Genomic DNA, 22,910 nt, shown 5'->3' on the forward strand with positions numbered 1-22,910 from the left:
GCTTGAGTTTTGCAACACTGAGTCAAGCCCAGGTTTTCATTGCCCCTGTTTGGCCGCCACCACACGCCACACCTTGTTACCGACATCATCGGCCACCAGCAACGCACCACCCTGATCAAGCGCCACACCCACCGGACGCCCTTGCGCTTCGCCGTCGGCATTGAGGAAACCGGTGAGAAAATCCACCGGCACGCCTGACGGCTTGCCGTCGCTGAACGGGATGAACACCACTTTATAGCCCGCCTGCGGATTGCGGTTCCACGAGCCGTGCTCGCCGATAAACACGCCATTGGCGAAACCGGCGGGCATCGCGCGGGCGTCGGAGAACGCCAGGCCCAGCGGTGCGACGTGGGTGCCCAGCGCGTAATCCGGGGAGATGGCCTGAGCCACCTTGTCCGGGCGCGGCGGCTCTACACGGGTGTCGACGTGGTTGCCGTAGTAACTCCACGGCCAGCCGTAGAACGCCCCGTCTTTCACCGAGGTCAGGTAATCCGGCACCAGGTCGCTGCCGATTTCGTCACGCTCGTTGACCACGGTCCACAACTCGTTCGAGCCCGGCTTCCAGGCCAGGCCGTTGGGGTTGCGCAGACCGCTGGCGAACAGGCGCTTTTCTGCGCTTTTAACGTCGACTTCCCAAATCGCCGCGCGACCTTCTTCGGCCTCAAGGCCGTTTTCACCGACGTTGCTGTTGGAGCCGACGGTGACGTAAAGCTTGGTGCCCTCGGGATTGGCGAGGACGTTTTTGGTCCAGTGGTGGTTGATGCCAGCGGGCAAGTCGGTGACTTTTACCGGCGTCGCGCTGATTTCGGTTTGCCCCGTGGTGTAAGGCACCTTGACCACGGCATCGGCGTTGGCAATGAACAGCTCGTCACCCACCAACGCCATGCCGAATGGCGAAGTCAGCCCGCTCATGAACACCGTGCGGGTTTCAGCGTGACCGTCGCCATCGGCATCGCGCAATAAGGTGATGCGATTGGCGCTGGGCACATCGGCGCCGACCCGTCCCATCACAATGCCCATCGCCGTGCGCTTCGCCCAGGCCAGCGGCCCACTGCCGCCGTCCGTGGCGCCTTCGGGCATCGGCGGGTGATTGCTTTCGGCGACCAGCACATCGCCGTTGGGCAGCAGGTAGATCCAGCGCGGATGGTCGAGATCATCCGCCAGCGCCGTCACCTTGAATCCGGCAGGCGCCTTGGGCATGTCACTGCCCGACCAGCCGACTGCCTTGGACACCTTCAACGTGGGGATCAACGAAGTGATGGGTTCAGGCAACTGCGGCGAGGGGCCGACGCTGGCCTGGGGCGGCAGTTTGGACGATTCACCACACGCGGTGAGCAACGCGGCAGCGGTCATCAAGAGCGCCAGTCGGCGGGAAACAGTCATGGTTCGAACCTCGCAATGGCCATCCGTGGGCCAATTTAGGGGAAGGCAAAATCCCGTCGAGTATCGCGGCGTTGATCCGTCACAAACACCGCGCCAGTCACAAATCAATTTTGCCTGAATCGCACGAATGCACGCCCTCAATGCCGGGCACTATCCCAACCACTGGTTCCAGGCTAAGGCTGGTCACTTGTGGCGAGCGAGCTTGCTCGCGCTGGGCTGCGTAGCGGCCCCAAAAAGCTGACAGCCAATGCGGTTTTTGTGAGTGCTACGCACTCAAGCGGGAGCAAGCTCCCTCGCCACAGGTTTCTCTGGTTCAAGACTCTCTGGGTGTGAACAGCATTACGGTTCTACGCGGGATTCAACAACGCCTCGCGCAACAGCCTGGCCGCCGGCGAGTCCGGCACGCCTTTGCGCGATACCAGTTCATAGGGTTCGCTGCGCGAGGTGATGGGCAACGGCAGCGTGGTGGTGAAGCCGTAGCCGGAGCAGAACTTCGCCACGTCGGTCGACACCAGCGCGACAAGGGTCGGGTTTTCCTGAAGCAGCGACAAGGTGGCGAAGGCCGAGGTGGTTTCCAGCAGGTGCACCGGAAAACGCAGGTCGGCCTCGTGAAATTCCCGCTCCAGCAACAACCGCATCGGCATGTTGGCGCGGTAGACGACCCAGCGGTAATCCACCAGGTCCTTCAGCGATAGCTGCCGGGCATAGGCGAACGGATGTTGGGTGCTGGCGATCACCGCGAGGGTTTCCTCGACGAAGGTCGAGCTCTCGTACAAGTAGGGAGTGGTGCTGATGGTAGTACGGCAGATCGCCAGGTCCAGGCGTCCGGCGTCGAGCTGGCTGAGCAGCGCGGCGCTGGTGTCCTCGACGATCTCGATGGACAGCTTCGGGTGGTCGGCTATCACCCGGCTGATCGCCGTGGTCAGCAGCGGAACGGCGCCCATGATGGTGCCGACCGACACGCGCCCGCCCTCGCCGCTCATGATGCCGATGATCTCTTCGCGCAGGTGCGCGAGGTCGGTCTGGATCAACCGCGCATACCGGATGACCGAGCGTCCGGCATCGTTCGGTTCAAGCCCGCGGTTAGTGCGGGTGAACAAGGACGTGCCAAAGGTGGTTTCAATTTCCTGCAGTGCCTTGCTCGCGCCGGGCTGGGTCAGCGCGACCTGCTTGGCCGCGCCCAGCAAGGAGCCGTGCTCATCCAGGGCGATCAGCAAACGAAGCTGCTTGATGTGCAGGCGGGACATGATCGAGTTCAGTGAGGGCGTCATCAGGGTTAACTAAAAGTTATAGAGGTATCGAAAGTTGTCAGTATCGAGGCTGGCCACGACGGCCCTATAGTCCACCCCACAACCAGGCAATGCAACGGGTTTGACCAGAGCGCTAACGCCCTCCTGCCCAAGACCGGTTGCAACAATAACAATCCTGTATAACTTGTGGTGAATCATGTCACTCATCAATTACGTCACCAAAATCCAGTTCGGCTATGACAGCCTCCAGCACCTGGCGGCCGAAGCCGAGCGCGCCGGCATCACCCGGCCGCTGATCGTCACCGACGTCGGCGTGCGCAATGCCGGCATCGTCGACAAAGTCATCGCTGCCCTCGGCGGCCTCACTCCGGCGATTTTCGACGCCACCCCGCCCAACCCGAACGAACACGCCGTGCGTGAAGCCGTGGCGCATTACCACCTCGGCGAGTGCAACGGCATCATCGCGGTGGGCGGCGGTTCCTCGATCGATCTGGCCAAGGGCGTCGCGGTCTGCGCCACCCACGACGGTCCTCTGCACAGCTTTGCGGTGATCGAAGGCGGGCTGGACCGCATCACGTCGGCCACCGCGCCGCTGATCGCGATTCCGACCACGGCGGGCACCGGCAGTGAAGTCGGACGAGGCGCCATCCTGATCCTCGACGATGGTCGCAAAGTCGGCGTCATCTCGCCTTACGTGGTGCCTCGCGTGGCCATCTGCGATCCGGAACTGACCCTGGGCCTGCCGCCCATGCTCACCGCCGCCACCGGCATGGACGCGATCGCCCACTGCATCGAAACCTTCATGGCGCCGGCCTTCAACCCCGCCGCCGACGGCATCGCCCTCGACGGCCTGTGGCGCGCCTGGGAACACATCGAACGTGCCACCGCCGAGCCTGGCGATCGTGAAGCGCGGATGAACATGATGAGCGCTTCGATGCAGGGCGCACTCGCCTTTCAAAAAGGTCTGGGCTGCGTGCACAGCCTCTCCCACGCCCTGGGCGGCATCAACCCGAAACTCCACCACGGCACGTTGAACGCGATTTTTTTACCGGTGGTCGTGCACTTCAATGCCAATGCTCCGACCGTCCGTGACGAGCGCAAACTCGAACGTCTGCGCCACGCGATGGGCCTTGAAGCCGGCGCGAACATCGGTGCGGCCATCGAAGACATGACCCGACGCCTGGGCCTGCCCACCCGCCTGAGCGAGATCGGCGTCGATCCGAGCCTGTTTGCCGGCATCGTCGAGGGCGCGTTGCACGATCACAGCCACAAGACGAACCCGCGCGAAGCCTCGTCTGCAGACTACCTGTCGATGCTCGAACAATCGCTGTAAGCAGCCGCTATCCAACAACAATAAATCAGGAGGCATCCGCGTCGTCGGCCAAGCCAACGCCAGCGGAACAATCATGAAGCCCACCGTCCTTATCGAACGGCAAGACGCCATTGCCATCGTCACCCTCAGTCATCCGGGAAAAATGAACGCCCTGACCCTGTCCATGTGGCAGGACCTGGGTGACGTCATGACCGAATTGTCCGCCGACCTCAGCGTGCGCTGCGTGGTGTTGCGCGGTGCCGGCGAACAGGCCTTTGCCGCTGGCGCCGATGTCGGCGAGTTTCCGGCCGTGCGCGCCAACCAGGCGCAAGCCAGGGTCTATGCCGATGTCACCTCGAAGGCGATGCGCGCGGTTGTCGATTGCCCGCACCCGGTGATCGCGATGATCCATGGCGTGTGCGTCGGTGGCGGCCTGGAAATCGCCGCGCTCTGTGACCTGCGTATCTGTGGCACATCCAGCCGCTTCGGTGCGCCGGTCGGCAAGCTCGGGCTGGTCATGTCCTATGACGAAATGGCCGGGCTGGTAGCCCTCGCCGGACGCTCGACGACCCTGGAAATTCTGCTGGAAGGCCGCATTCTCGACGCCCACGACGCCTACGTGAAAAACATCGTGACCCGCGTCGTGCCCGATGCCGAGGTCGAGTCAGAGACCCTCGCCACCGCCAAACGCATCACCCACGGCGCGCCCCTCGTTGCTCGCTGGCATCGCCAGGCAGCGCGACAACTGGAAGCGGGCGTTGCCCCCACCGTCGAACAGATCGACAGCAGTTACTCCTGCTACGACACCGACGATTTTCAGACTGGCCTGAACGCGTTCATCGCGAAAGCCAAACCACAATTCGAGGGTAAATAACATGGGACCGCTGACAGGAATGCGCGTGGTAGAACTGGCTCACATCATGTCCGGCCCGGTGTGCGGCATGATGCTGGCCGACATGGGCGCTGACGTGGTGAAGGTCGAGAAAGTCCCGGACGGTGATGATTCGCGCCGCTTCTCGCCGATCATGGCCAGCGGCGAATCCGCTTCGTTCATGGTGGTCAACCGCAACAAGCGCGGCATCGGCCTGAACCTGAAAACCGAGGGCGGACGCGACGTACTGCGCCGCCTGCTGATGGACGCCGACGTGGTCACGGAAAACTACCGTGCCGGCACCATGGAGAAATTCGGCCTGGGGTACGACACCCTGAAAACCCTCAACCCTGGCCTGATCTACTGCGCGATTTCCGGTTACGGGCGCAGCGGGCCGTTCGGCGAGAAAGGCGGTTTCGACCTGATCGCCCAGGGCATGAGCGGCATGATGAGCATGACCGGTGAAGCCGGGCGTGAGCCGGTCAAGGCCGGCTCGCCGGTGGCCGACATCAACTCCGGCATCCTTGCCGCCCTCGGCATCTGCGCCGCCTATGCCGCCAAACAGAAAACCGGGCTCGGGCAGATGGTCGACACGTCGCTGTTCGAAGCCGGCCTGCAACAGATGTACTGGCCGGCAGCGGCGTATTTCGCCGATGGCACCATCCTGCCGAAAATGGGCTCGGCCAACTCCACCAGCGCGCCGTACCAGGTGTTCCGCACGGCGGACGGCTGGATCAACATCGGCGCCGCCAACCAGGCCAACTACGAACGGCTGGTCGAAGCGCTGGCATTGCCGCAACTCAAGGCCGATCCGCGCTTCGCCAGCAACGCGTTGCGCATGGAGCATCGTCTGGCCCTGGTGGAAATTCTCAACGAAGTCCTGGTCGCGCGCACCACGGATGAATGGATGGTGTTGTTCGACAGCCTCGGCCTGCCTGCCGGGCCGGTCCTCGACATCGCCGCCGCCCTCGCCCATCCACAAACCAAGGCTCGCGGCATGGTCGTCGAGACCGAACACCCCACCGAAGGCCGGGTGCGCGGCATGGGCCTGCCGATCCACTTCTCCGACATGGACAACGCCCCGCCAACCACCAGCCGCCCTGCGCCGCTGCTCGGCGAACACACCCGCGAAGTGCTGAAGGAAAGCGGGTATGCGGAGAATGAAATCGATGAGCTGATCCGGAGCCAAGCAGTGGTGGCCCTGGCATAACGCAAAAACCTGTGGGAGCGGGCTTGCTCGCGAATGCGGTGGTTCAGTCAATACAGATATCGAGACTGATGGCCCCTTCGCGAGCAAGCCCGCTCCCGCAGGAACAGCGTTCGCATCATTGATCTGCTGTTTTTTAGAACAACTACAACAAAAACAAGAAGGTGAACATCATGAGCCGTATCTTGACCGAGTCTGTCAGCCGCCGATCATTTCTAGTGTCTGCCGGCGTCACCGTGGGTGGTGCATTTGCCGCCAACCTGCTGCCCTCCGGCGTCTTCGCCGCGACCAAACCCATCGTGCTGCGCTACACCAGCAGTCTGCCCGACACCCACCCGCTGAACATCCAGATGAAAGCAGCCTCGCTCGCGATCAAGGCCGAAACCAACGGCGCAGTGGACTTGCAGGTGTACGCCAACGGCGCCATGGGTGGCGACACCGACATGCTGTCCCAGGTGCGTGCCGGGGCGATCGATTTCATTCCGCTGCCCGGTGCGATTCTCTCGACGCTGGTACCGGCCATGTCAATTGAAAGCATGCCGTTCGCGTTCAAGGATTACGACAGTGTCTGGGCCGCGCTGGACGGCAAACTGGGCGAGCACGTACGGGCCAAAACCGAGAAAGTCGGCCTGATCCCGATGGAGAAAGTCTGGAACAACGGCTTCCGCCAGATCACCAGTTCGACACGGCCGATCAACACCCCGCAAGACCTCGCCGGCTTCAAGCTGCGCGTGTTGGTCAGCCCGTTATGGACCTCGATGTTCAGCGCCCTCGGCGCCTCGCCGACCGGCATCAGCATCAACGAAACCTACTCGGCCTTGCAGACCAAAGTGGTCGACGGCCAGGAAAATCCTTTGGTGGTGGTCGAGTCCGCACGCTTTTATGAAGTGCAGAAATACTGCTCCATGACCGACCACATCTGGGGCGGTTTCTGGATCGTCGCCTCGGGCAAGACCTTTCCAAAACTGCCCGCCGATGTGCAGGAAATCGTTTCCCGGCAGATCAACGCCGCCGCGCTGGTCCAGCGCCAACAGGTGATCGACCTCAACGCCAGCCTGGAACCCTCGCTGACCGCCCACGGCATCACCTTCAACAAAGTCGACCGTTCATTGTTCAGGACGGACCTGCAGTCGAAAGGCTTCTACACCCAATGGAAGGAAAAGTACGGCCCGGAAGCCTGGAGCTTGCTTGAGCAATACGCAGGTCAACTGTCCTAAGCCGGAGACAAGGTCATGAAAACTGAAATACCAATGACGGAAGTGTCCCCCGCTGAAGGAGTCAGCCCGCGCCAAACCACGTTTCGTCTCGGTCGTGCGCTGGACACCGGCCTGCGCTGGCTGACCGAGGGCAGCGCGGCGTTGCTGGTGGTGATCGAAGTCACACTGCTGTTCTGCAATGTGTTCTCTCGCTACGTGCTCAACCAGCCGATCGTCTGGGGCGATGAACTGGCTTCGCTGCTGTTCCTGTGGCTGGCGATGCTCGGCTCGGTGGTGGCGATGCGGCGCGGCGAGCACATGCGCCTCACCTCGTTCATCGGGCGGCTGCCCGTGGAAAAACGCGCCTTCGTCGACACCCTGGGCGCGGTGATCGTTATCACCTTTATCGGCCTGCTGTTCACCCCGGCCTGGGAGTACGTCAGCGACGAGTGGATCATCACCACCGCCGCCCTGGAAATTCCCAACGCCTTTCGCGTGTCCGCCATCGCCGTCGGCCTGAGCCTGATGCTGATGACCTGCGTCGCACGGTTGCTGACCAGCGCACGGTTGATCGACTTCTCGGTGTCGGTGGCGATGCTCGCGTCCCTCGGCGCATTGTTGTGGGTGGCCGAAGGCTGGATGCTGTTGATGGGCAACTGGAACCTGGTGATCTTCTTCATGATCGGCGTGATGGCGATGATCGTCATCGGCGTGCCCATCATGGTCGCGTTCGGCCTGGCGACGGTGGCGTATCTGTCGACCATGACCAGCACTCCACTGACCCTGGTGATCGGGCGGATGGACGAAGGCATGGCGAGCCTGATCCTGCTGGCCATCCCGCTTTTCGTGTTTTTGGGGGCGCTGATCGAGGCCATGGGCATGGCGCGGGCGATGATTCGCTTCCTGTGCTCGTTGATCGGTCATGTGCGCGGCGGTTTGTCGTATGTGCTGATCGGCGCGATCTACCTGATCTCCGGCATTTCCGGTTCCAAGGCAGCCGACATGGCCGCCATCGCACCCGCGCTGTTTCCGGAAATGAAGAAACGCGGCGAGGATGAAAACGAACTGGTGGCAATGCTCAATGCCTCCGGGGCGATGTCGGAAACCATTCCGCCCAGCCTGGTGCTGATTACCATCGGCTCGGTGACCGGCGTGTCGATTTCCGCACTGTTCACCGGCGGCTTCATGCCGGCGGTGGTGGGAGCGATTGCCATGGCCGCCGTGATCTGGTGGAAGAACCGCAAAGGCGAGGCCTCCACCGGCAAACGCGCCTCGGGCAAGGAAATCGGTCACTCATTGTTGCTCGCGATCCCTGCGCTGGCCCTGCCCTTCGTGATCCGCACCGCCGTAGTTGAAGGGGTCGCCACCGCGACCGAAGTCGCCGCCATTGGCGTGGCCTACACCTTCATCGTCGGTTTGCTGTGCTATCGCTGCTTTGACTGGCGGCGCCTGTACCCGATTCTGGTCAGCACCGCCTCGTTGTCCGGCGCGATCCTGATCATCATCGGCAGCGCCACCGCCATGGCCTGGGCGCTGACCCAGTCGGGCTTCTCCCATCAGTTGGCGCAGGTGATGTCGACAGTGCCGGGTGGTGCGATGGGTTTCCTGATCATCTCCGCCGTGGCGTTCATCCTGCTCGGCAGTTTCCTGGAAGGCATCCCGGCCATCGTGCTGTTCGGGCCGCTGCTGTTCCCGATTGCCAAGGCCATGGGCATCAACGACGTGCATTACGCCATGGTCGCGATCTTCGCCATGGGCCTGGGCTTGTTCGCCCCACCATTTGGCGTGGGTTTCTACGCCGCGTGCGCCATCGCCAAGGTCGACCCCAGCGGCGCCATGCGTCGGGTCTGGCCGTATCTCGGCGCGCTGGTCGTAGCGCTCGGGGTGCTGATTGCCGTGCCGTGGATTTCCATCGGTTTCCTGCCCAACGCCTGAATCACTTTTTGACTGTCAGCACTCAAACATGAGGTTTCCCATGAATTTCTCCACGCTCGAAGCCGGTACCGCCACCGAACGCCGACTGATCGTCGACCAGCCACGCACCATCTCGTTTCTCGGCGAGGACCTGCGCATCTATGCCACGCCACGCTTGGTCGACGACATAGAACAGACGTGCCTCGATTACCTGCTGACCTTCCTCGATGACGGCGAAAACACGGTCGGCGCGGCGGTGGATATCCGCCACGTCGGCGCCACGCTGCTGGGCATGTCGGTCAGCATCGTCGCCACGGTGACCCGCATCGAAGGTCGCAGTGTCACCTTCAACGTCGAAGTGCGCGATGACGTCGAGCTGGTCGCCACGGCCGCGCATACCCGCGTGGTGGTGAACGTCGCCAAACTGCGCAGCCGCGTGCAGGCCAAAGCCGAGGCCGCCGCCGCTGGCGAAGTCGAAGACGGCGTGCTCAGCCCTTCCCAATTCTCTGCGTCACGCTGAAAAGGGTCGAGTCATGATCACGCTGCACGAACGCAACGGTCTGCGGAACCTTGCCGCCGAGGATGCGCTGCCGGTTGTCGATGCTCACCATCATCTGTGGGACCTCGGCAACGGTCGCTATCCGTGGCTGCAGGACGAATACCACGAGGACTTTTTCCTCGGCGACTATCACAGCCTGTGCCGTGATTTCCTGGCGGAACAGTTCCTGGCCCTGACCGCCAAACAACGGTTGGTGGGGACCGTGCATGTCGAGGCCGAACGTGCGCGTGACGAGCAAGTCGCCGAGACACGCTGGCTGGAACAGGTGAACGCACGCTACGGCTTCCCGAATGCCATCGTCGCCCACGCCTGGTTCGATCGCGAAGACAGCGCGCAGATTCTTGCGGAACAAGCCGCCCGGCCACTGGTGAAAGGCATTCGCTCGAAACCGGTGACCTCGGCTTCACCGGACGTATCGATTGCCGGGGCCAAGGGCACGATGCAGGACCCGAAATGGCTGGAAGGATTTTCCCGGCTGGCCGCTCACGATCTGTCGTGGGACCTGCGGGTACCGCCATGGCACCTGGTCGAGGCGGCCGAGGTGGCGGCGATGTTTCCGCAGATCTGCATCGCGCTCAATCACACCGGTTTCGCCTGGGATCGCAGCCCGGCCGGCATGACGCGCTGGCGCAAAGGCCTGGAAGCGCTGGCCTTGCAGCCCAACGTGCACATCAAGCTGTCGGAGTTCGGCCTCAAGGATTCGCCCTGGAACTACGACGATAACCGGCTGGTGGTCCTGACCGCCCTGGAGATTTTCGGCCCCGAGCGCTGCATGTTCGCCAGCAACTTTCCGGTTGCCGGTTTGCGCGCCTCCTACGACACGATTGCCGACGGCATGGCCGCAATGCTCGCGCCCATGGGGCGAGCCGTGCAGGAAGCGGTGTTCGCCGGCAACGCTCGGCGCTTTTATCGTCTGGAGGAGCCGCATGGATAACTTGTCCGCCATCGATTGGCGCGCGCGCTTTCTCGCCAGCGGCGATGACGCGGACTTGCCCATCGTCGATGCGCATCAACACTATTTCGACATCGAAACCCATTACTACCCGTGGTTGAACGACCGCCCGTTGCGACCGTTTCGATATGGCGATTATTCGTCCATCTGCCGCAATTTCCTGCCGGCAGACTATCACCGGCTCACCGGCAGCCATCATGTCGTGCAGACGGTCGTGATCGAGGGTGAATGGGACCCGGAGACGCCGTTTGAAGAAGTGAGGTTTGTCGAGTCGCTGGCGAAAACCGAATCCACCCTGGGCGCCATGGTTGCGCAGGCCTGGCTGGATCGCGAAGACGCTTTTGATCTGCTGCGCCTGTACGGCGATCACCCGCTGGTGCGCGGCATACGCCACAAGCCAACGGTGACCAGTCTCGAGGCCTGGAGTGAAGATTTCGCCGAACCCGGCTCCATGCGCGATCCGCGCTGGCGCGACGGTTATGCCCGACTGGCCGAAAACGGCCTGCACTTCGAGTTGCAGGCGCCGTGGTGGCATCTGCCGGAAGCCGCCGAACTGGCCCGTGATTTCCCCGACGTAACCATCGTGGTCAATCACACCGCACTGCCCGCAGATCGTTCGGAAGAAGGCTTGGCCGGTTGGCGTAGAAACCTCGCGCTGCTGGCACAGGAACCTAATGTCGCGCTGAAGATTTCCGGCATCTGCATCCCGGGCGAGGCATGGCCGGTCGAGGCGAACCGTGGTGTGGTGAACGACGCGATTTCGATCTTCGACATCAGTCGCTGCGCGTTTGCCAGCAATTACCCGGTCGATGGCGTGGTGAACAGCCTCAGCGAAGTGTTCGACGGTTTCAAAACCATCGTCAGGGAGCGTTCCCCTGCTGATCGGCTGGCCCTGTTTCATGACAACGCCCGGCGTCTCTACCGCCTCGCTTGACCCGATTTGAACTGCTCATCAGGAGTCCAACATGTTTGAAGTTTCAGGCCACAACTACATCGCCGGCGCACGTTCGGCAAAAGGGACGACCACCCTGCAAAGCCACGACGCCAGCACTGGCGAAGCGCTGCCATACCGCTTCCACCAGGCGACCGCCGATGAAGTAAATGCGGCGGCACAAGCGGCAGCCACGGCGTACCCGACCTTTCGCAACCTGTCGGCCGCCCGCCGCGCCGGGTTTCTCGATGCCATCGCCACCGAGCTCGACGCGCTGGATGAATCATTCATCGCCCTCGTGTGCCGGGAAACCGCCCTGCCCGCCGGGCGCATCCAAGGTGAGCGGGCACGCACCAGCGGTCAGATGCGCCTGTTCGCCACGATGTTGCGCCGGGGTGATTTCTACGGCGCACGCATCGACCGTGCGCTGCCGGACCGCCAACCGTTGCCCCGTCCCGACCTGCGCCAGTACCGCACCGGGCTCGGTCCGGTCGCGGTGTTCGGCGCCAGCAACTTTCCGCTGGCCTTCTCCACCGCCGGCGGCGACACCGCGTCCGCCCTCGCCGCCGGATGCCCGGTGGTGTTCAAGGCCCACAGCGGCCACATGGCGACCGCCGATTACGTTGCGGATGCGATCACCCGCGCCGCCCGGAAAACCGGCATGCCCGAGGGTGTATTCAGCCTGCTTTACGGCAGCGTCGGTGAAGCGCTGGTCAAACACCCGGCCATTCAGGCGGTCGGCTTCACCGGTTCGTTGCGCGGCGGCCGCGCCTTGTGTGACATGGCCGCGGCGCGTCCTCAGCCGATCCCGGTGTTCGCCGAGATGAGCAGCATCAACCCGGTGTTGCTGATGCCCGAAGCCCTCAAGGCACGGGGCGAAAAGATCGCCGCTGACCTGAGCGCTTCCGTGGTGTTGGGCGCGGGCCAGTTCTGCACCAATCCCGGTTTGGTGCTGGGCATTCGCTCGCCGGAGTTCACGGCTTTCCTTGAGCGCTTCACCGGTTTGATGAACGAGCAACCAGCGCAAACCATGCTCAACGCCGGCGCACTGAAAAGCTACTGCCAGGGTCTGGATCACCTGCGCGCCCACCCCGGCATCACGCACCTGGCCGGCACCGAGCAACAGGGAAACCAGGCACGGCCGCAACTGTTCAAGGCCGACGCCAGCCTGTTGATCAATGGCGATGAGTTGCTTCAGGAAGAAGTGTTCGGCCCGACCACCCTCGTGGTGGAAGTCGCTGACCGCGCCGAATTGATCCAGGCATTGCACGGTTTGCGCGGTCAGTTGACCGCAACGCTGATGGTCGAAGATTCGGAAGTCGCCACCCAGGGCGACGTTCTGGCCCTGCTGGAACAGAAAGTCGGACGCGTCCTGTTCAACGGTTACCCCACCGGCGTGGAAGTCTGCGACGCCATGGTGCACGGCGGGCCGTACCCGGCGACATCGGATGCGCGCGGCACCTCGGTCGGGACGTTGGCGATCGATCGTTTCCTGCGACCGGTGTGTTTCCAGAACTGCCCCGACAGCCTGCTGCCGGACGCCCTGAAAAACAGCAACCCGTTGAGCATCGCCCGACTGGTGGACGGCATCAGCCACCGCGATGCGCTGTAGGTCAACGCGCTTCAACTGACACCCACTGACAGCCACACCTTCCGCGCCTGTTGAACACAGGCGTCGGATTCGCTCGTCCTGAAAACCGCTGTACCCACACAACAACAAAAACAGAGGAAGTCTCATGCAAGCTCAACGTCACCCGAAACACCGCTTGTGCAAATTGATGCTGGCCGTGACCGCTGCCGTGATGATCACCACCGCAGGCACTCAACTGGCCATTGCCGAAACCACGCCCGCCGCTACGACAGCCCCCATGCAATGTGCCACTGAAGCCACACCGCGCTACACCAAAACACCCACCGGTTACCTCATGGTGCTGCGCATGGGCGACAACGCGTTCAAGGAACTGACCAAACTGGCCATCGCCGAGAAGATTCCCAGCGCGTCCATCACGGGTATCGGCTTCGGCAACGTCAAGTTCGGTTTCTGGAACAAGGACAAGAAGGACTTCGACGCCAAGATCCTGAACAGCGTCGAGATGGCCAGCATCACCGGCTCGGTGGCGTGGAAGAACGGTCAGCCTTCGATCCATATGCACGGCGTTGCTGGTGATGCCACCTTCCAGGCCTATGGCGGCCACATCCTCGATTTCGAGGTCACCACCGGTTCGATGGAAATCACCGTGATCGTCCATCAGCGTCGCCTGGAACGCGGCATCGATCCCTGCATCGGCGCCAACGTGCTGGGTATCTGAATCAAGCCTCACGCTCCCGCCTGCCACGGCGGGAGCCACCCTCCCGATTCATATTACAAAAATAATTAGGGGCGTCTTACATGAGCAACAAGAACACGGTTGTAACCCTGGCGCTGGGCGCCATTGCACTCAGCACCCAGGCGCACGCCGACTTCCTGAGTGACAGCAAAGCGACGTTGGGGATGAGGAATTTCTACTTCAACAACGACAACCGCGATGGCCCGGCCGCCCCGTCGAAAACCGAAGAATGGGCGCAGGGTTTCATGCTCGACTACAAGTCGGGCTACACCGACGGCGCCGTCGGTTTCGGTGTCGACGCACTGGGCCTGATGGGGATTACCCTGGACAGCGGCAAAGGACGCCACGTCGGCAGCAGCATGATTCCTTCGGACAGCGACAACAGCGCGGTCGACGAGTGGAGCCGGTTGGGGTTGACCGGCAAGGTCAAAGTCTCGAAAACCGAACTGCGCCTGGGCACGCTGATGCCAAAGCTGCCGATCCTGGTGGCCAACGACGGCCGCCTGCTGCCGCAGACCTTCGAAGGCGGGCAGATCACCTCGGGCGAGTTCAAAGACCTGACCCTCACTGGTGGCCGCATCGAACACGCGACTGGCCGGGGTTCAAGCGATCAGACCGGGCTCGCGGTAACGGGTGGCACCCGTGAAAGCAACGCGTTCGACTTCGCCGGTGGCGACTGGAAAATCACCAAGGACCTGACCGCCCAGTATTACTATGCCAACCTCGACGACTACTACACCCAGCAGTTTTTGGGGCTGATGCACACACTGACGATCTCGGACAATCAATCGCTGAAAACCGACCTGCGTTACTTCAAGACCGATTCGTCCGGCAAAAACAGTTCGGGCACTTCAGGCTACCGGATCAGCGGCTACACCGAAGGCGCCGATGGCGAAATCGACAACCGGACTTGGAGCGCCGCACTGATTTACACCGCCGGCGCCCATGCCATCACCGCCGGCTACCAAAGCGTTTCCAGCGGCAGCAACTTCACCCAGCTCAGCCAAGGCAACCTGCCGGACAAAGGGGCCGGTGGCGCCAGTCTTTATCTGTACACCGACCGCCTGATCCAGACCTTCACCCGCGCAGGTGAACGCACCGCTTTCGGCCAGTATGCGTATGACTTTGCAGGGTTGGGCGTGCCCGGTTTGAAGGCGTCGGTCATCTACCTCAGCGGCGACAACATCAAGACCGTCACTGGCGACACGCAAAAGGAATGGGAACGGGATATCGGCCTGGATTACGCGATTCAGTCCGGCGCGTTCAAAGGCGTCGGGTTTGGCTGGCGCAACGGCAAGTCCAACAGTGAAGCGAGCCGAAACCAGGACCAGAACCGCCTGATCGTCAGCTACAGCATTCCGCTGCTTTGACGATGGGTGTTCGGAGGCTATGCCGGACGATCCCGACGTAGCCTCCGAGGGTTGATCTCAATCCCGCAATTGCGTCAGCGGCTGGTTCAACTGTCCCTGACGATCGTTTCCACCAGAGGGTTTCAGTGAAAGATTCTGCCTATCGGGCCACAACACTCCACCTATTAGCTGACTTCCCGACTCGGGTCTAACCTTAGTCTGCGCTGGCGTCATAAGCCGGCCGGATTAGCGCTGGAAAGGAGACAGGAATGAGCCCGAAGCTTGACTAGGCCGCCCGTGGGTCACCGCGCAGGCAACCTGATTGCCGCTGTTCAGAATTCCGTGTGGTCACCACAATCAGTTGATCCAACTGCTGGCCCTGCAGCCTGTGTCTTGATCTCGCTCGTCGCTATTTAACGCCCGCTCCGGGCCCGATAGCCGGAAGAACACGACCAAAAGGTAGCTCGCACATGGCAAATGAATCGAAATGCCCGTTCAATCACGCCGCCGGCGGTGGCACGACCAACCGCGACTGGTGGCCGAACCAACTGAATCTGAAGATCCTGCACCAGCACTCGTCCCTGTCTGACCCCATGGACGAGGGCTTCGACTATGCCGAAGCGTTCAAAAAGCTCGACTTTGCGGCGGTCAAGCGAGACCTGACCGCATTGATGACCGATTCGCAAGACTGGTGGCCGGCAGACTTCGGTCACTATGGCCCGCTGTTCGTTCGCATGGCCTGGCACGCCGCGGGCACCTACCGCACCGGTGACGGGCGTGGCGGTGCCGGCTCCGGTCAACAACGCTTCGCCCCGCTCAACAGCTGGCCGGACAACGTCAGCCTCGACAAGGCACGCCGGCTGCTGTGGCCGATCAAGCAAAAGTATGGCAACAACATTTCCTGGGCCGACCTGATCGTGCTGACCGGCAACGTTGCGCTGGAATCCATGGGCTTCAAGACCTTTGGTTTTTCCGGTGGCCGTGCCGACGTCTGGGAACCGGACGAGGACGTTTACTGGGGTTCGGAAAACAAATGGCTGGGTGGCGACACCCGCTACGACAAAGGGCAAAAACCCGTACAGACACCCGGCGATGTGCCACTCGTGGCCGAACCCGGGAGAAACGAAGACAGCCGCACGGATGAAGGACGCAATCTGGAAAACCCACTGGCCGCCGTGCAGATGGGCCTGATCTACGTGAACCCGGAAGGTCCGGAAGGCAATCCCGACCCCGTCGCTTCGGCCCTGGACATCCGTGAAACCTTCGGCCGCATGGCCATGAACGACGAAGAAACCGTGGCGCTGATCGCCGGCGGCCATGCCTTCGGCAAAACCCACGGCGCCGGGCCTGCCGACAACGTGGGCGCCGAGCCCGAAGCGGCCGGTCTTGAACAACAAGGCCTGGGCTGGAAAAACAACTTCGGCACCGGCAAGGGCCCGGACACCATCACCAGCGGACTGGAAGTGACCTGGACCACCACGCCCACCCGGTGGAGCAACAACTACCTGGAAAACCTGTTCGGCTTCGAGTGGGAACTGAGCAAAAGCCCGGCCGGCGCAAACCAGTGGGTCGCCAAAAACGGCGCGGGCGCCGGGACTATTCCGGATGCACACGACCCGTCGAAACGGCGCAACCCAACCATGCTGACCTCGGACCTGGCCCTGCGCTTCGACCCGATCTATGAACCGATTGCGCGACGCTTTCTGCAGAACCCGGATCAACTGAGCGACGCCTTCGCCCGCGCCTGGTTCAAGCTGATCCACCGCGACATGGGTCCTCTCTCCCGCTACCTCGGCCCGGAAATGCCCAGTGAAGAACTGCTGTGGCAAGACCCGATCCCGGACGTCGACCACGAACTGGTCAACGACAGCGACGTCGCCACGCTCAAGAGCAAAATCCTCGCCTCGGGCCTGAGCGTTTCACAACTGGTATCCACGGCCTGGGCGGCGGCTTCGACCTTCCGTGGCTCCGACAAACGCGGCGGCGCCAACGGCGGTCGTCTGCGCCTGGAGCCGCAGAAGTCCTGGCAAGCCAACCAGCCTGAGCAACTGGCGAACGTGCTGGCGAAACTCGAAAGCATCAAGAACGAGTTCAACAACGGCGGCAAGAAAATCTCGCTGGCGGACCTGATCGTGCTGGCCGGCAACGCCGGTGTCGAACAAGCCGCAAAAAATGCCGGTCACAGCGTCACGGTGCCGTTCACACCGGGGCGTGCTGACGCCTCGCAAGAACAGACCGATGTGGAATCCTTCGGCTTCCTCGAACCCATCGCCGACGGCTTCCGCAACTACCTCAAAACCCGCTACCGCGTTCCGGCCGAGCATCTGTTGATCGACAAGGCGCAACAACTGACCCTCACTGCGCCGGAAATGACCGCGCTGATCGGCGGCCTGCGAGTGTTGAATACCAACGTCGGACAAACGAAGCACGGCGTATTCACCCAGCAGAAAGAGGCGCTGACCAACGACTTCTTCAAGAACCTGCTCGACATGGGCGTGGAATGGAAACCGACCTCTGAGGCTAGCGAGGAGTTTGAAGGGCGCGATCGCAAAACCGGCGAAGTGAAATGGACCGGCACGCGGGTCGATCTGGTCTTCGGTTCGAATGCTCAGTTGCGCGCGTTGGCTGAGGTCTATGCCAGCAGCGATTCGAAGGAGAAGTTTGTGAAGGACTTTGTGGCGGCGTGGACGAAGGTGATGAATCTGGATCGGTTTGATCTGAAGTAACACGGCTGAAAACTGCAACGCCTCCCAAGTGGAGGCGTTGTGCTTTTTGCCGACTGGCAAAACGGACTAAGTGGGAGAGATCGTCGCCAGGGCACCGATCAAAAGGGTTAACAGCAGAAAACCACCCAGGAAAAGGGACATCTTGGCCATGGAGCCTCCTACGGAATGAGAATGCGGTGCAAGGGCTACTGCGAATGCGGACCGTGCTGTCATTGTGAGGCGCAGGCCTGATGCGTAACAGATGCAGATCACGCAGAAAAATACGGATCAGATCACCTGTCCTGTCAACGCCCTGCCGGGATTGCCGCTGCCGGGGATCCTTTGATCGAAAGATGGCGCTTGCGACGTTTCCGTCAGCAGTTGGTCCACCACTTGCGAAAGTGCAGCCTGGACATCGTCCCCACTGCCCAAGGCTCGCTGGTAAACACCCAGTTGTCGCTGCGCACTGGTGCCTTCGCGGAGCATTTGCCTGATGTGAGCAAAAACCGACTCTGCACCCAGTGTTCGCGCCGCATCGCCCAATATCTGTTCAGCCATGAACAGCCACTGCTCCATGGAGAACGGCCGGTCGTAGCCTTCAATAATGAACGACGCCCGGGTTCCGAAGCGTTTCGCCCGCCAGCGGTTTTCCTTGAGAACCCACTGGGATGCTTGTGAATAGGCAGATCCGGGGCGCGGTTGGTCAATGGCATACGCCACCACCAGCCGAAAAAACGAAGCAATGCACAACGCATCATCCAGCCGTGGACACGCATCCGTCATGCGCAATTCCAGGGTTGGATACTTCGCCGCCGGCCGCAAACCCCACCAGATATCGCCAGCCTGCCGAACAGTCCCGGTACGCATCAGCAGCGCAACGTAGGCGTCATAGGCGGCTTGATCTTCAAGGAACTCCGGAACGCCCATCCGCGGCCATTCATCACAAGCCGTTTGCCGGTAACTCGCGAAGCCGCTGTCGGTGCCGTCCCAAAACGGTGAAGAGCTGCTCAAGGCCAGCAAAAACGGCAGCCACGGCAAGACTTCGTTCATCACCCGAATTCGGTCCAGATGTCCCGGCACTTCAACATGCACGTGCAGACCGGACAGCAGGCTGCGCCGTGCGACGCGCTGGTAGTCTTCGAACAGTTGAAGAAAATGATCCTGCTCCGTGGCCTGTTGCAGACGCCAGTCCGCCAACGGATGGCTGCCGACACTGAGTAGTCCCAGGCCATAAGGATCAAGCGCTTTCCGCAAGGTTTGGCGAACGTTGGCCAGGTACTCCGCCGCTTGCGCAATGTCAGTAAATATTGGCGACGCGACTTCGACCTGCCCTTTAAACATCTCATAGGCAAAGCACGGGCCTAACGCCGCCTTGCACGCCTCAATCGCCGCGCCGGGCGGATCCTCCGACATGCGGCGGGTGCGCAGGTCAGTGATGAAGTATTCCTCTTCAATGCCGAAGTTCAGGTGTGGGTTCATCATTGCCCTCACGGGGTCTGCCTTGCGGTCTGGAATCCGTGATTGGGCGAGTGGCTGAAGACCTGCGCCATTGCCGGATTCAAGAATTAGCGTTCTTAAGGCTATGGCTGCATTTGGGCGTAGGAGTTCTTGTTTTTTTCGCAATGCGGCCCACGACACCTGTATTGCGGGCGCAGGCTGTGGAGTGAATGAAAAAGGGCGATTTCTTTGGGTCGCCCATTTTGTCGCGTGAGAAATAGATGAATCCCTTTCACACCGCAGGTACGCTCGTCACGGAAATACGTTGGTATCCAGAAAATAAATTCCGCCATCATCATTTAACAAGCAAGCGAGCGGGCTGACTCCATCTTCATTGAGGATGCTAGACCTGCAATATGGGGAAAGCCCACCACCTGAGTCTTCCCATGAGAAACATATTTTCACTAAGCCCCATAACGCTTTGGATGGCCAATTTTATAGGGAGTCAAATACCCTTCGACCCGCACACCACTCGAAGTGGTGCCAGATCATTATTACCTACTATGATTTTATTCTTGATCGACCATTTTGCACCTACTCAGGAATGATTTGCAACTCACTCCATAGTGGTTTCAGTCCTAGACTTTCCATATAAGTCCCATAGTCGACAAAGGCCTTAACCCCAATGTTTTCGTATAAAAACCATGAGGCCTCGCACTCTTGACATACGAACAAGCAAGTGTCGTTAGCTACAATTCTAGCCTTGACAACATCTCCCTGCTCACACCTTGGACACAGCATATAAAACTTCTCTATTTAACAGGATAGGCGGTAATGACCTGATTGGTCCCAGGCCGAACAATAATTTTAATACTCGTTTCTCCCGAAGTACCAATCGCTCGGCCCATCGGGACAACATATGCACCCGGATCACCTACCACGGGACTACCTTTCTTGAGCCATGCCTCATCGACAGCTCCTAAAATTTCTTTTCTGTCCATACTAAAGACGCTATGCGTTGTCTTGGCCGGATTCGGCTCCGCATGCTCTAAAACATGCAAAACTCTGTTTCCTTGAACCGATCCTTGTCCATAGTCTAGACCTGCTGGGGTTGTCCAAGTCCGGGTAGCTTTGTCAAATGTTAGCTCTACTGCACCACCTGTCGCTTTTACACCCTATTGTTTTCTATTGCGACTCTATTGCGACTTTTATTTCAAGCCCAGTCATCAGGAACTACGCCGTCCTTTTTTGCTTCAGTCTCAGGGATCGGCACATTCAGTTCTGGGATGGCTAGAAAAACAATTTTGTAAAATCGATTTATAGTCTGATTACGCCATTCGTCATCAGAGCAAAACTTTTGCAACTTGGACCTTGGAAGAAATATTTCACATTCCCCCCCCATGTGCCCCCCATATTGAAAGCCGATGCAAAAATACCCTTCACTAGTGCTCTTCAACCAATAACCAAGTGGCAAATCAATTTCCATTGAACAACTCCCTCACAGCCTTTACAGCGACTTGATCAATTCGCAACTGCCCGGGAATGACAGCCTCTGGTACGCCACCAGAAGTATACCCCCCAGGAACCCAATAACCAGGAAATGCACCAACTTCATTCCCTGACGGCATGCGAACATTTGGCTTAGCAATTACCTCTGCCTGAGCCTTATCCAGATAACCAGCAGGCAAGCTAAGTTTCGTTTCCACGGCGCGAATATTCCCACCTGTCGACTTGTAAAGCTCATCCAAATAGCTTTTCGGAAACACAAACGAGTTCTCAGGGCCAACTTAAAGACACTATGCGTTGTCTTGGCCGGATTCGGCTCCGCATGCTCTAAAACATGCAAAACTCTGTTTCCTTGAACCGATCCTTGTCCATAGTCTAGACCTGCTGGGGTTGTCCAAGTCCGGGTAGCTTTGTCAAATGTTAGCTCTACTGCACCACCTGTCGCTTTTGCACCAACACTACTACCGGACCTTCAAGTGTTCCTTGCTGCCAGCAAACGCGACGTGCTTACCATCCCAACATACGAGGCGCCGTAATCACGTAGACATCATGCACGGCCTGTTCCGTGCGCACGAATTCAGCCGCTACTCGATTGTTTTGTTCGGCCGTTCTCTGATCGACTGGGGGATCAACTCCGTCCCAAATACAATCCAACCGCGCCTCAAATCCAGGGGCATGCCAAATGCCTCCTTCGATTCGAGCGACCACTAACCCGCGCTGTGCAGCGCGTTCACAAATAGCAACTGCTGCATCGGCTGAGACCTTCATCACAACGCTTCCACCAAGATTGAAGAAGTCATCGGATGAGTCGTAGCGCTGCTGAAGATCAATGATCATTTTCACTTCCACTTAATTCGACTATCCGGAATCCACCCTGGGTCATTTTTGCCGCTTATCTGCACGACTTCGCCAGTCCGGTCGTTAACTACAACATACCCGTTCTTTGAGCCATACACGGATGCCGGATCACTTCTCGCCAATCCATCTGGCGTCTTCGACGCAGATCGGTTGTCAGCAGTAGTTCCCACTGGCCCTTCATCAATGACGTCCTGGACCTCTTGCTGAGTCCACCCTCGAGCTTCAAGTTGACCGCCAATTTTGCCGTCAATAGTAATTTTGCCCGTCTTTGTGGCTTCTAATCCTTCCGAAGCGGCCTCTTTTGCACCGTCAGCATTGGTACTTTCGTTATAGACCGCCCCCGGATTCAGCTGATGCCCCGGCGTCACATAAACATTACCGCCTTGCTGACCATCCAATTGGCTTCCACCGGTATGGGGCGTTGTGGAGGCCTGCCCGCCCTCCGCATAACCGCCGCTACTCGGGTTTTGCTTGCCCGCCTCAACCAACAGACCTTCGTACTTCTTCAACCTCGGGTCAAGCACATGAATCGGAAGCCCAAGGTTGGTAAGCGCGACATCTACGATCAGCTTGACCATCTCAGCACGCTGATTGACATCGCGCACGTTCGTCTCAATAGAGTCTATCGCGCTCGACACTGCCGCCTGCATCTCTGCTTGCCGTTCAGGAGGCAGTTGCGTGGCCGCGAGCGAAGTAGCCAACGCCCCCAACAGCACAGTACCCGCCACCGGTACGAAGTTTTGCTGGGTCTGTTGTAGCAAATTCATCCGGTACATCACCGCAAGAACCTGCATTGCCTTGTCGGGATCCTGCCCCGCCATATCCGTCAAACGCTGGGCGACAAGCTCGACATTCTTGTCTTGCCCGCCCGGTGCGACTACGCCAAGAAGTGCCTTGACGGTGTTGGCGCGGGTTTGTTCATTGCGGTTGCCCAACCGACGCATCAGCTCGCGATCAAGCTGCTGACCTCGCACTTTTTCGGTATCGGTTCCGCTACCCAATGCTCTCCCGACACGGAACAAATCAGCAAGCTTGTGCAGCGCTTCTTCGCTGTTCTCCCCATAAGAGGGTTTACCGATTCGAAGCGAAAGGTGAAGCGGATCAGAGCAAAACCGTCGATATGGCGCGTCGATCATTCCCGCGCCACATCGCC

19 protein-coding genes are annotated in these 22,910 nt (G+C 60.2%); 12 read left to right on the forward strand and 7 right to left on the reverse strand.

Annotated elements, in window-relative coordinates:
* Positions 1-36: 36 nt before the first annotated feature.
* Both ACM6I5_RS14255 and ACM6I5_RS14260 read right to left on the reverse strand, forming a co-directional pair.
* Positions 37-1,383 (reverse strand): PQQ-dependent sugar dehydrogenase, encoded by a 1,347-nt coding sequence (locus ACM6I5_RS14255; RefSeq protein ID WP_414884102.1) that lies wholly within the window; start codon positions 1,381-1,383, stop codon positions 37-39.
* A gap of 347 nt (positions 1,384-1,730) precedes the next feature.
* Complete coding sequence (locus tag ACM6I5_RS14260) at positions 1,731-2,654, reverse strand: LysR family transcriptional regulator (RefSeq protein WP_031318987.1); 924 nt, start codon at positions 2,652-2,654, stop codon at positions 1,731-1,733.
* Between the two features lie 175 nt (positions 2,655-2,829).
* Between ACM6I5_RS14260 and ACM6I5_RS14265 the strand changes: the two genes are divergently transcribed.
* The 12 genes from ACM6I5_RS14265 to katG all read left to right on the forward strand — a co-directional run bounded on the left by ACM6I5_RS14265 (position 2,830) and on the right by katG (position 17,977).
* On the forward strand, positions 2,830-3,966 hold the full coding sequence (locus tag ACM6I5_RS14265; protein WP_414884103.1) for an iron-containing alcohol dehydrogenase: 1,137 nt from the start codon (positions 2,830-2,832) through the stop codon (positions 3,964-3,966).
* Positions 3,967-4,039: 73 nt separating this feature from the next.
* Positions 4,040-4,819: an enoyl-CoA hydratase-related protein gene (locus ACM6I5_RS14270; RefSeq protein ID WP_414884104.1), complete on the forward strand. Its 780-nt coding sequence runs from the start codon at positions 4,040-4,042 to the stop codon at positions 4,817-4,819.
* A gap of 1 nt (position 4,820) precedes the next feature.
* Complete coding sequence (locus tag ACM6I5_RS14275; RefSeq protein ID WP_031318988.1) at positions 4,821-6,026, forward strand: CaiB/BaiF CoA transferase family protein; 1,206 nt, start codon at positions 4,821-4,823, stop codon at positions 6,024-6,026.
* Between the two features lie 170 nt (positions 6,027-6,196).
* Positions 6,197-7,240, forward strand: coding sequence for a TRAP transporter substrate-binding protein (locus ACM6I5_RS14280; RefSeq protein WP_017339291.1), 1,044 nt, complete (start codon positions 6,197-6,199; stop codon positions 7,238-7,240).
* A 15-nt stretch (positions 7,241-7,255) separates the two neighbouring features.
* Positions 7,256-9,154: a TRAP transporter large permease subunit gene (locus ACM6I5_RS14285; protein WP_031318990.1), complete on the forward strand. Its 1,899-nt coding sequence runs from the start codon at positions 7,256-7,258 to the stop codon at positions 9,152-9,154.
* A 40-nt stretch (positions 9,155-9,194) separates the two neighbouring features.
* Entirely contained in the window at positions 9,195-9,653 is a 459-nt protein-coding gene (locus tag ACM6I5_RS14290; RefSeq protein WP_017339293.1) for a thioesterase family protein, read from the forward strand.
* Positions 9,654-9,666: 13 nt separating this feature from the next.
* Positions 9,667-10,626, forward strand: a complete 960-nt coding sequence (locus tag ACM6I5_RS14295; RefSeq protein ID WP_414884106.1) for an amidohydrolase family protein — start codon at positions 9,667-9,669, stop codon at positions 10,624-10,626.
* Positions 10,619-11,578 carry an amidohydrolase family protein gene (locus tag ACM6I5_RS14300; protein WP_414884107.1) on the forward strand — a complete coding sequence of 320 codons (960 nt, stop codon included), beginning with the start codon at positions 10,619-10,621 and terminating at the stop codon, positions 11,576-11,578. The genes ACM6I5_RS14295 and ACM6I5_RS14300 overlap by 8 nt, the downstream gene beginning before the upstream one ends.
* Before the next feature lie 31 nt (positions 11,579-11,609).
* Positions 11,610-13,187 carry an aldehyde dehydrogenase (NADP(+)) gene (locus ACM6I5_RS14305; RefSeq protein WP_414884108.1) on the forward strand — a complete coding sequence of 526 codons (1,578 nt, stop codon included), beginning with the start codon at positions 11,610-11,612 and terminating at the stop codon, positions 13,185-13,187.
* A 124-nt stretch (positions 13,188-13,311) separates the two neighbouring features.
* Entirely contained in the window at positions 13,312-13,884 is a 573-nt protein-coding gene (locus ACM6I5_RS14310) for a PPC domain-containing DNA-binding protein (protein WP_414884109.1), read from the forward strand.
* 80 nt (positions 13,885-13,964) lie between these two features.
* On the forward strand, positions 13,965-15,272 hold the full coding sequence (locus ACM6I5_RS14315) for an OprD family porin (RefSeq protein ID WP_414884110.1): 1,308 nt from the start codon (positions 13,965-13,967) through the stop codon (positions 15,270-15,272).
* Positions 15,273-15,721: 449 nt separating this feature from the next.
* Positions 15,722-17,977 carry a catalase/peroxidase HPI gene (gene katG / locus ACM6I5_RS14320; protein ID WP_414884111.1) on the forward strand — a complete coding sequence of 752 codons (2,256 nt, stop codon included), beginning with the start codon at positions 15,722-15,724 and terminating at the stop codon, positions 17,975-17,977.
* A gap of 267 nt (positions 17,978-18,244) precedes the next feature.
* On the opposite strand, the gene ACM6I5_RS14325 is transcribed toward katG, so the two are convergent.
* The 5 genes from ACM6I5_RS14325 to ACM6I5_RS14345 all read right to left on the reverse strand — a co-directional run bounded on the left by ACM6I5_RS14325 (position 18,245) and on the right by ACM6I5_RS14345 (position 22,893).
* The gene (locus ACM6I5_RS14325) at positions 18,245-19,435 is read right to left on the reverse strand and encodes a carboxylate-amine ligase (protein ID WP_414884124.1); all 1,191 of its coding nucleotides are present in this window, start codon (positions 19,433-19,435) and stop codon (positions 18,245-18,247) included.
* A 1,171-nt stretch (positions 19,436-20,606) separates the two neighbouring features.
* Positions 20,607-20,879: a hypothetical protein gene (locus ACM6I5_RS14330; protein WP_414884112.1), complete on the reverse strand. Its 273-nt coding sequence runs from the start codon at positions 20,877-20,879 to the stop codon at positions 20,607-20,609.
* Positions 20,869-21,159: a hypothetical protein gene (locus ACM6I5_RS14335; protein ID WP_144425250.1), complete on the reverse strand. Its 291-nt coding sequence runs from the start codon at positions 21,157-21,159 to the stop codon at positions 20,869-20,871. Before ACM6I5_RS14335 ends, ACM6I5_RS14330 begins: the two co-directional genes overlap by 11 nt.
* 247 nt (positions 21,160-21,406) lie before the next feature.
* Positions 21,407-21,736, reverse strand: coding sequence for a colicin immunity protein (locus tag ACM6I5_RS14340; RefSeq protein WP_017338147.1), 330 nt, complete (start codon positions 21,734-21,736; stop codon positions 21,407-21,409).
* A 2-nt stretch (positions 21,737-21,738) separates the two neighbouring features.
* Positions 21,739-22,893 carry a colicin E5-related ribonuclease gene (locus ACM6I5_RS14345; RefSeq protein ID WP_414884113.1) on the reverse strand — a complete coding sequence of 385 codons (1,155 nt, stop codon included), beginning with the start codon at positions 22,891-22,893 and terminating at the stop codon, positions 21,739-21,741.
* Between the last annotated feature and the right edge of the window lie 17 nt (positions 22,894-22,910).

It is taken from the genome of Pseudomonas sp. IT-P171 (assembly GCF_949767765.1).
Taxonomy (GTDB): domain Bacteria; phylum Pseudomonadota; class Gammaproteobacteria; order Pseudomonadales; family Pseudomonadaceae; genus Aquipseudomonas; species Aquipseudomonas fluorescens_B.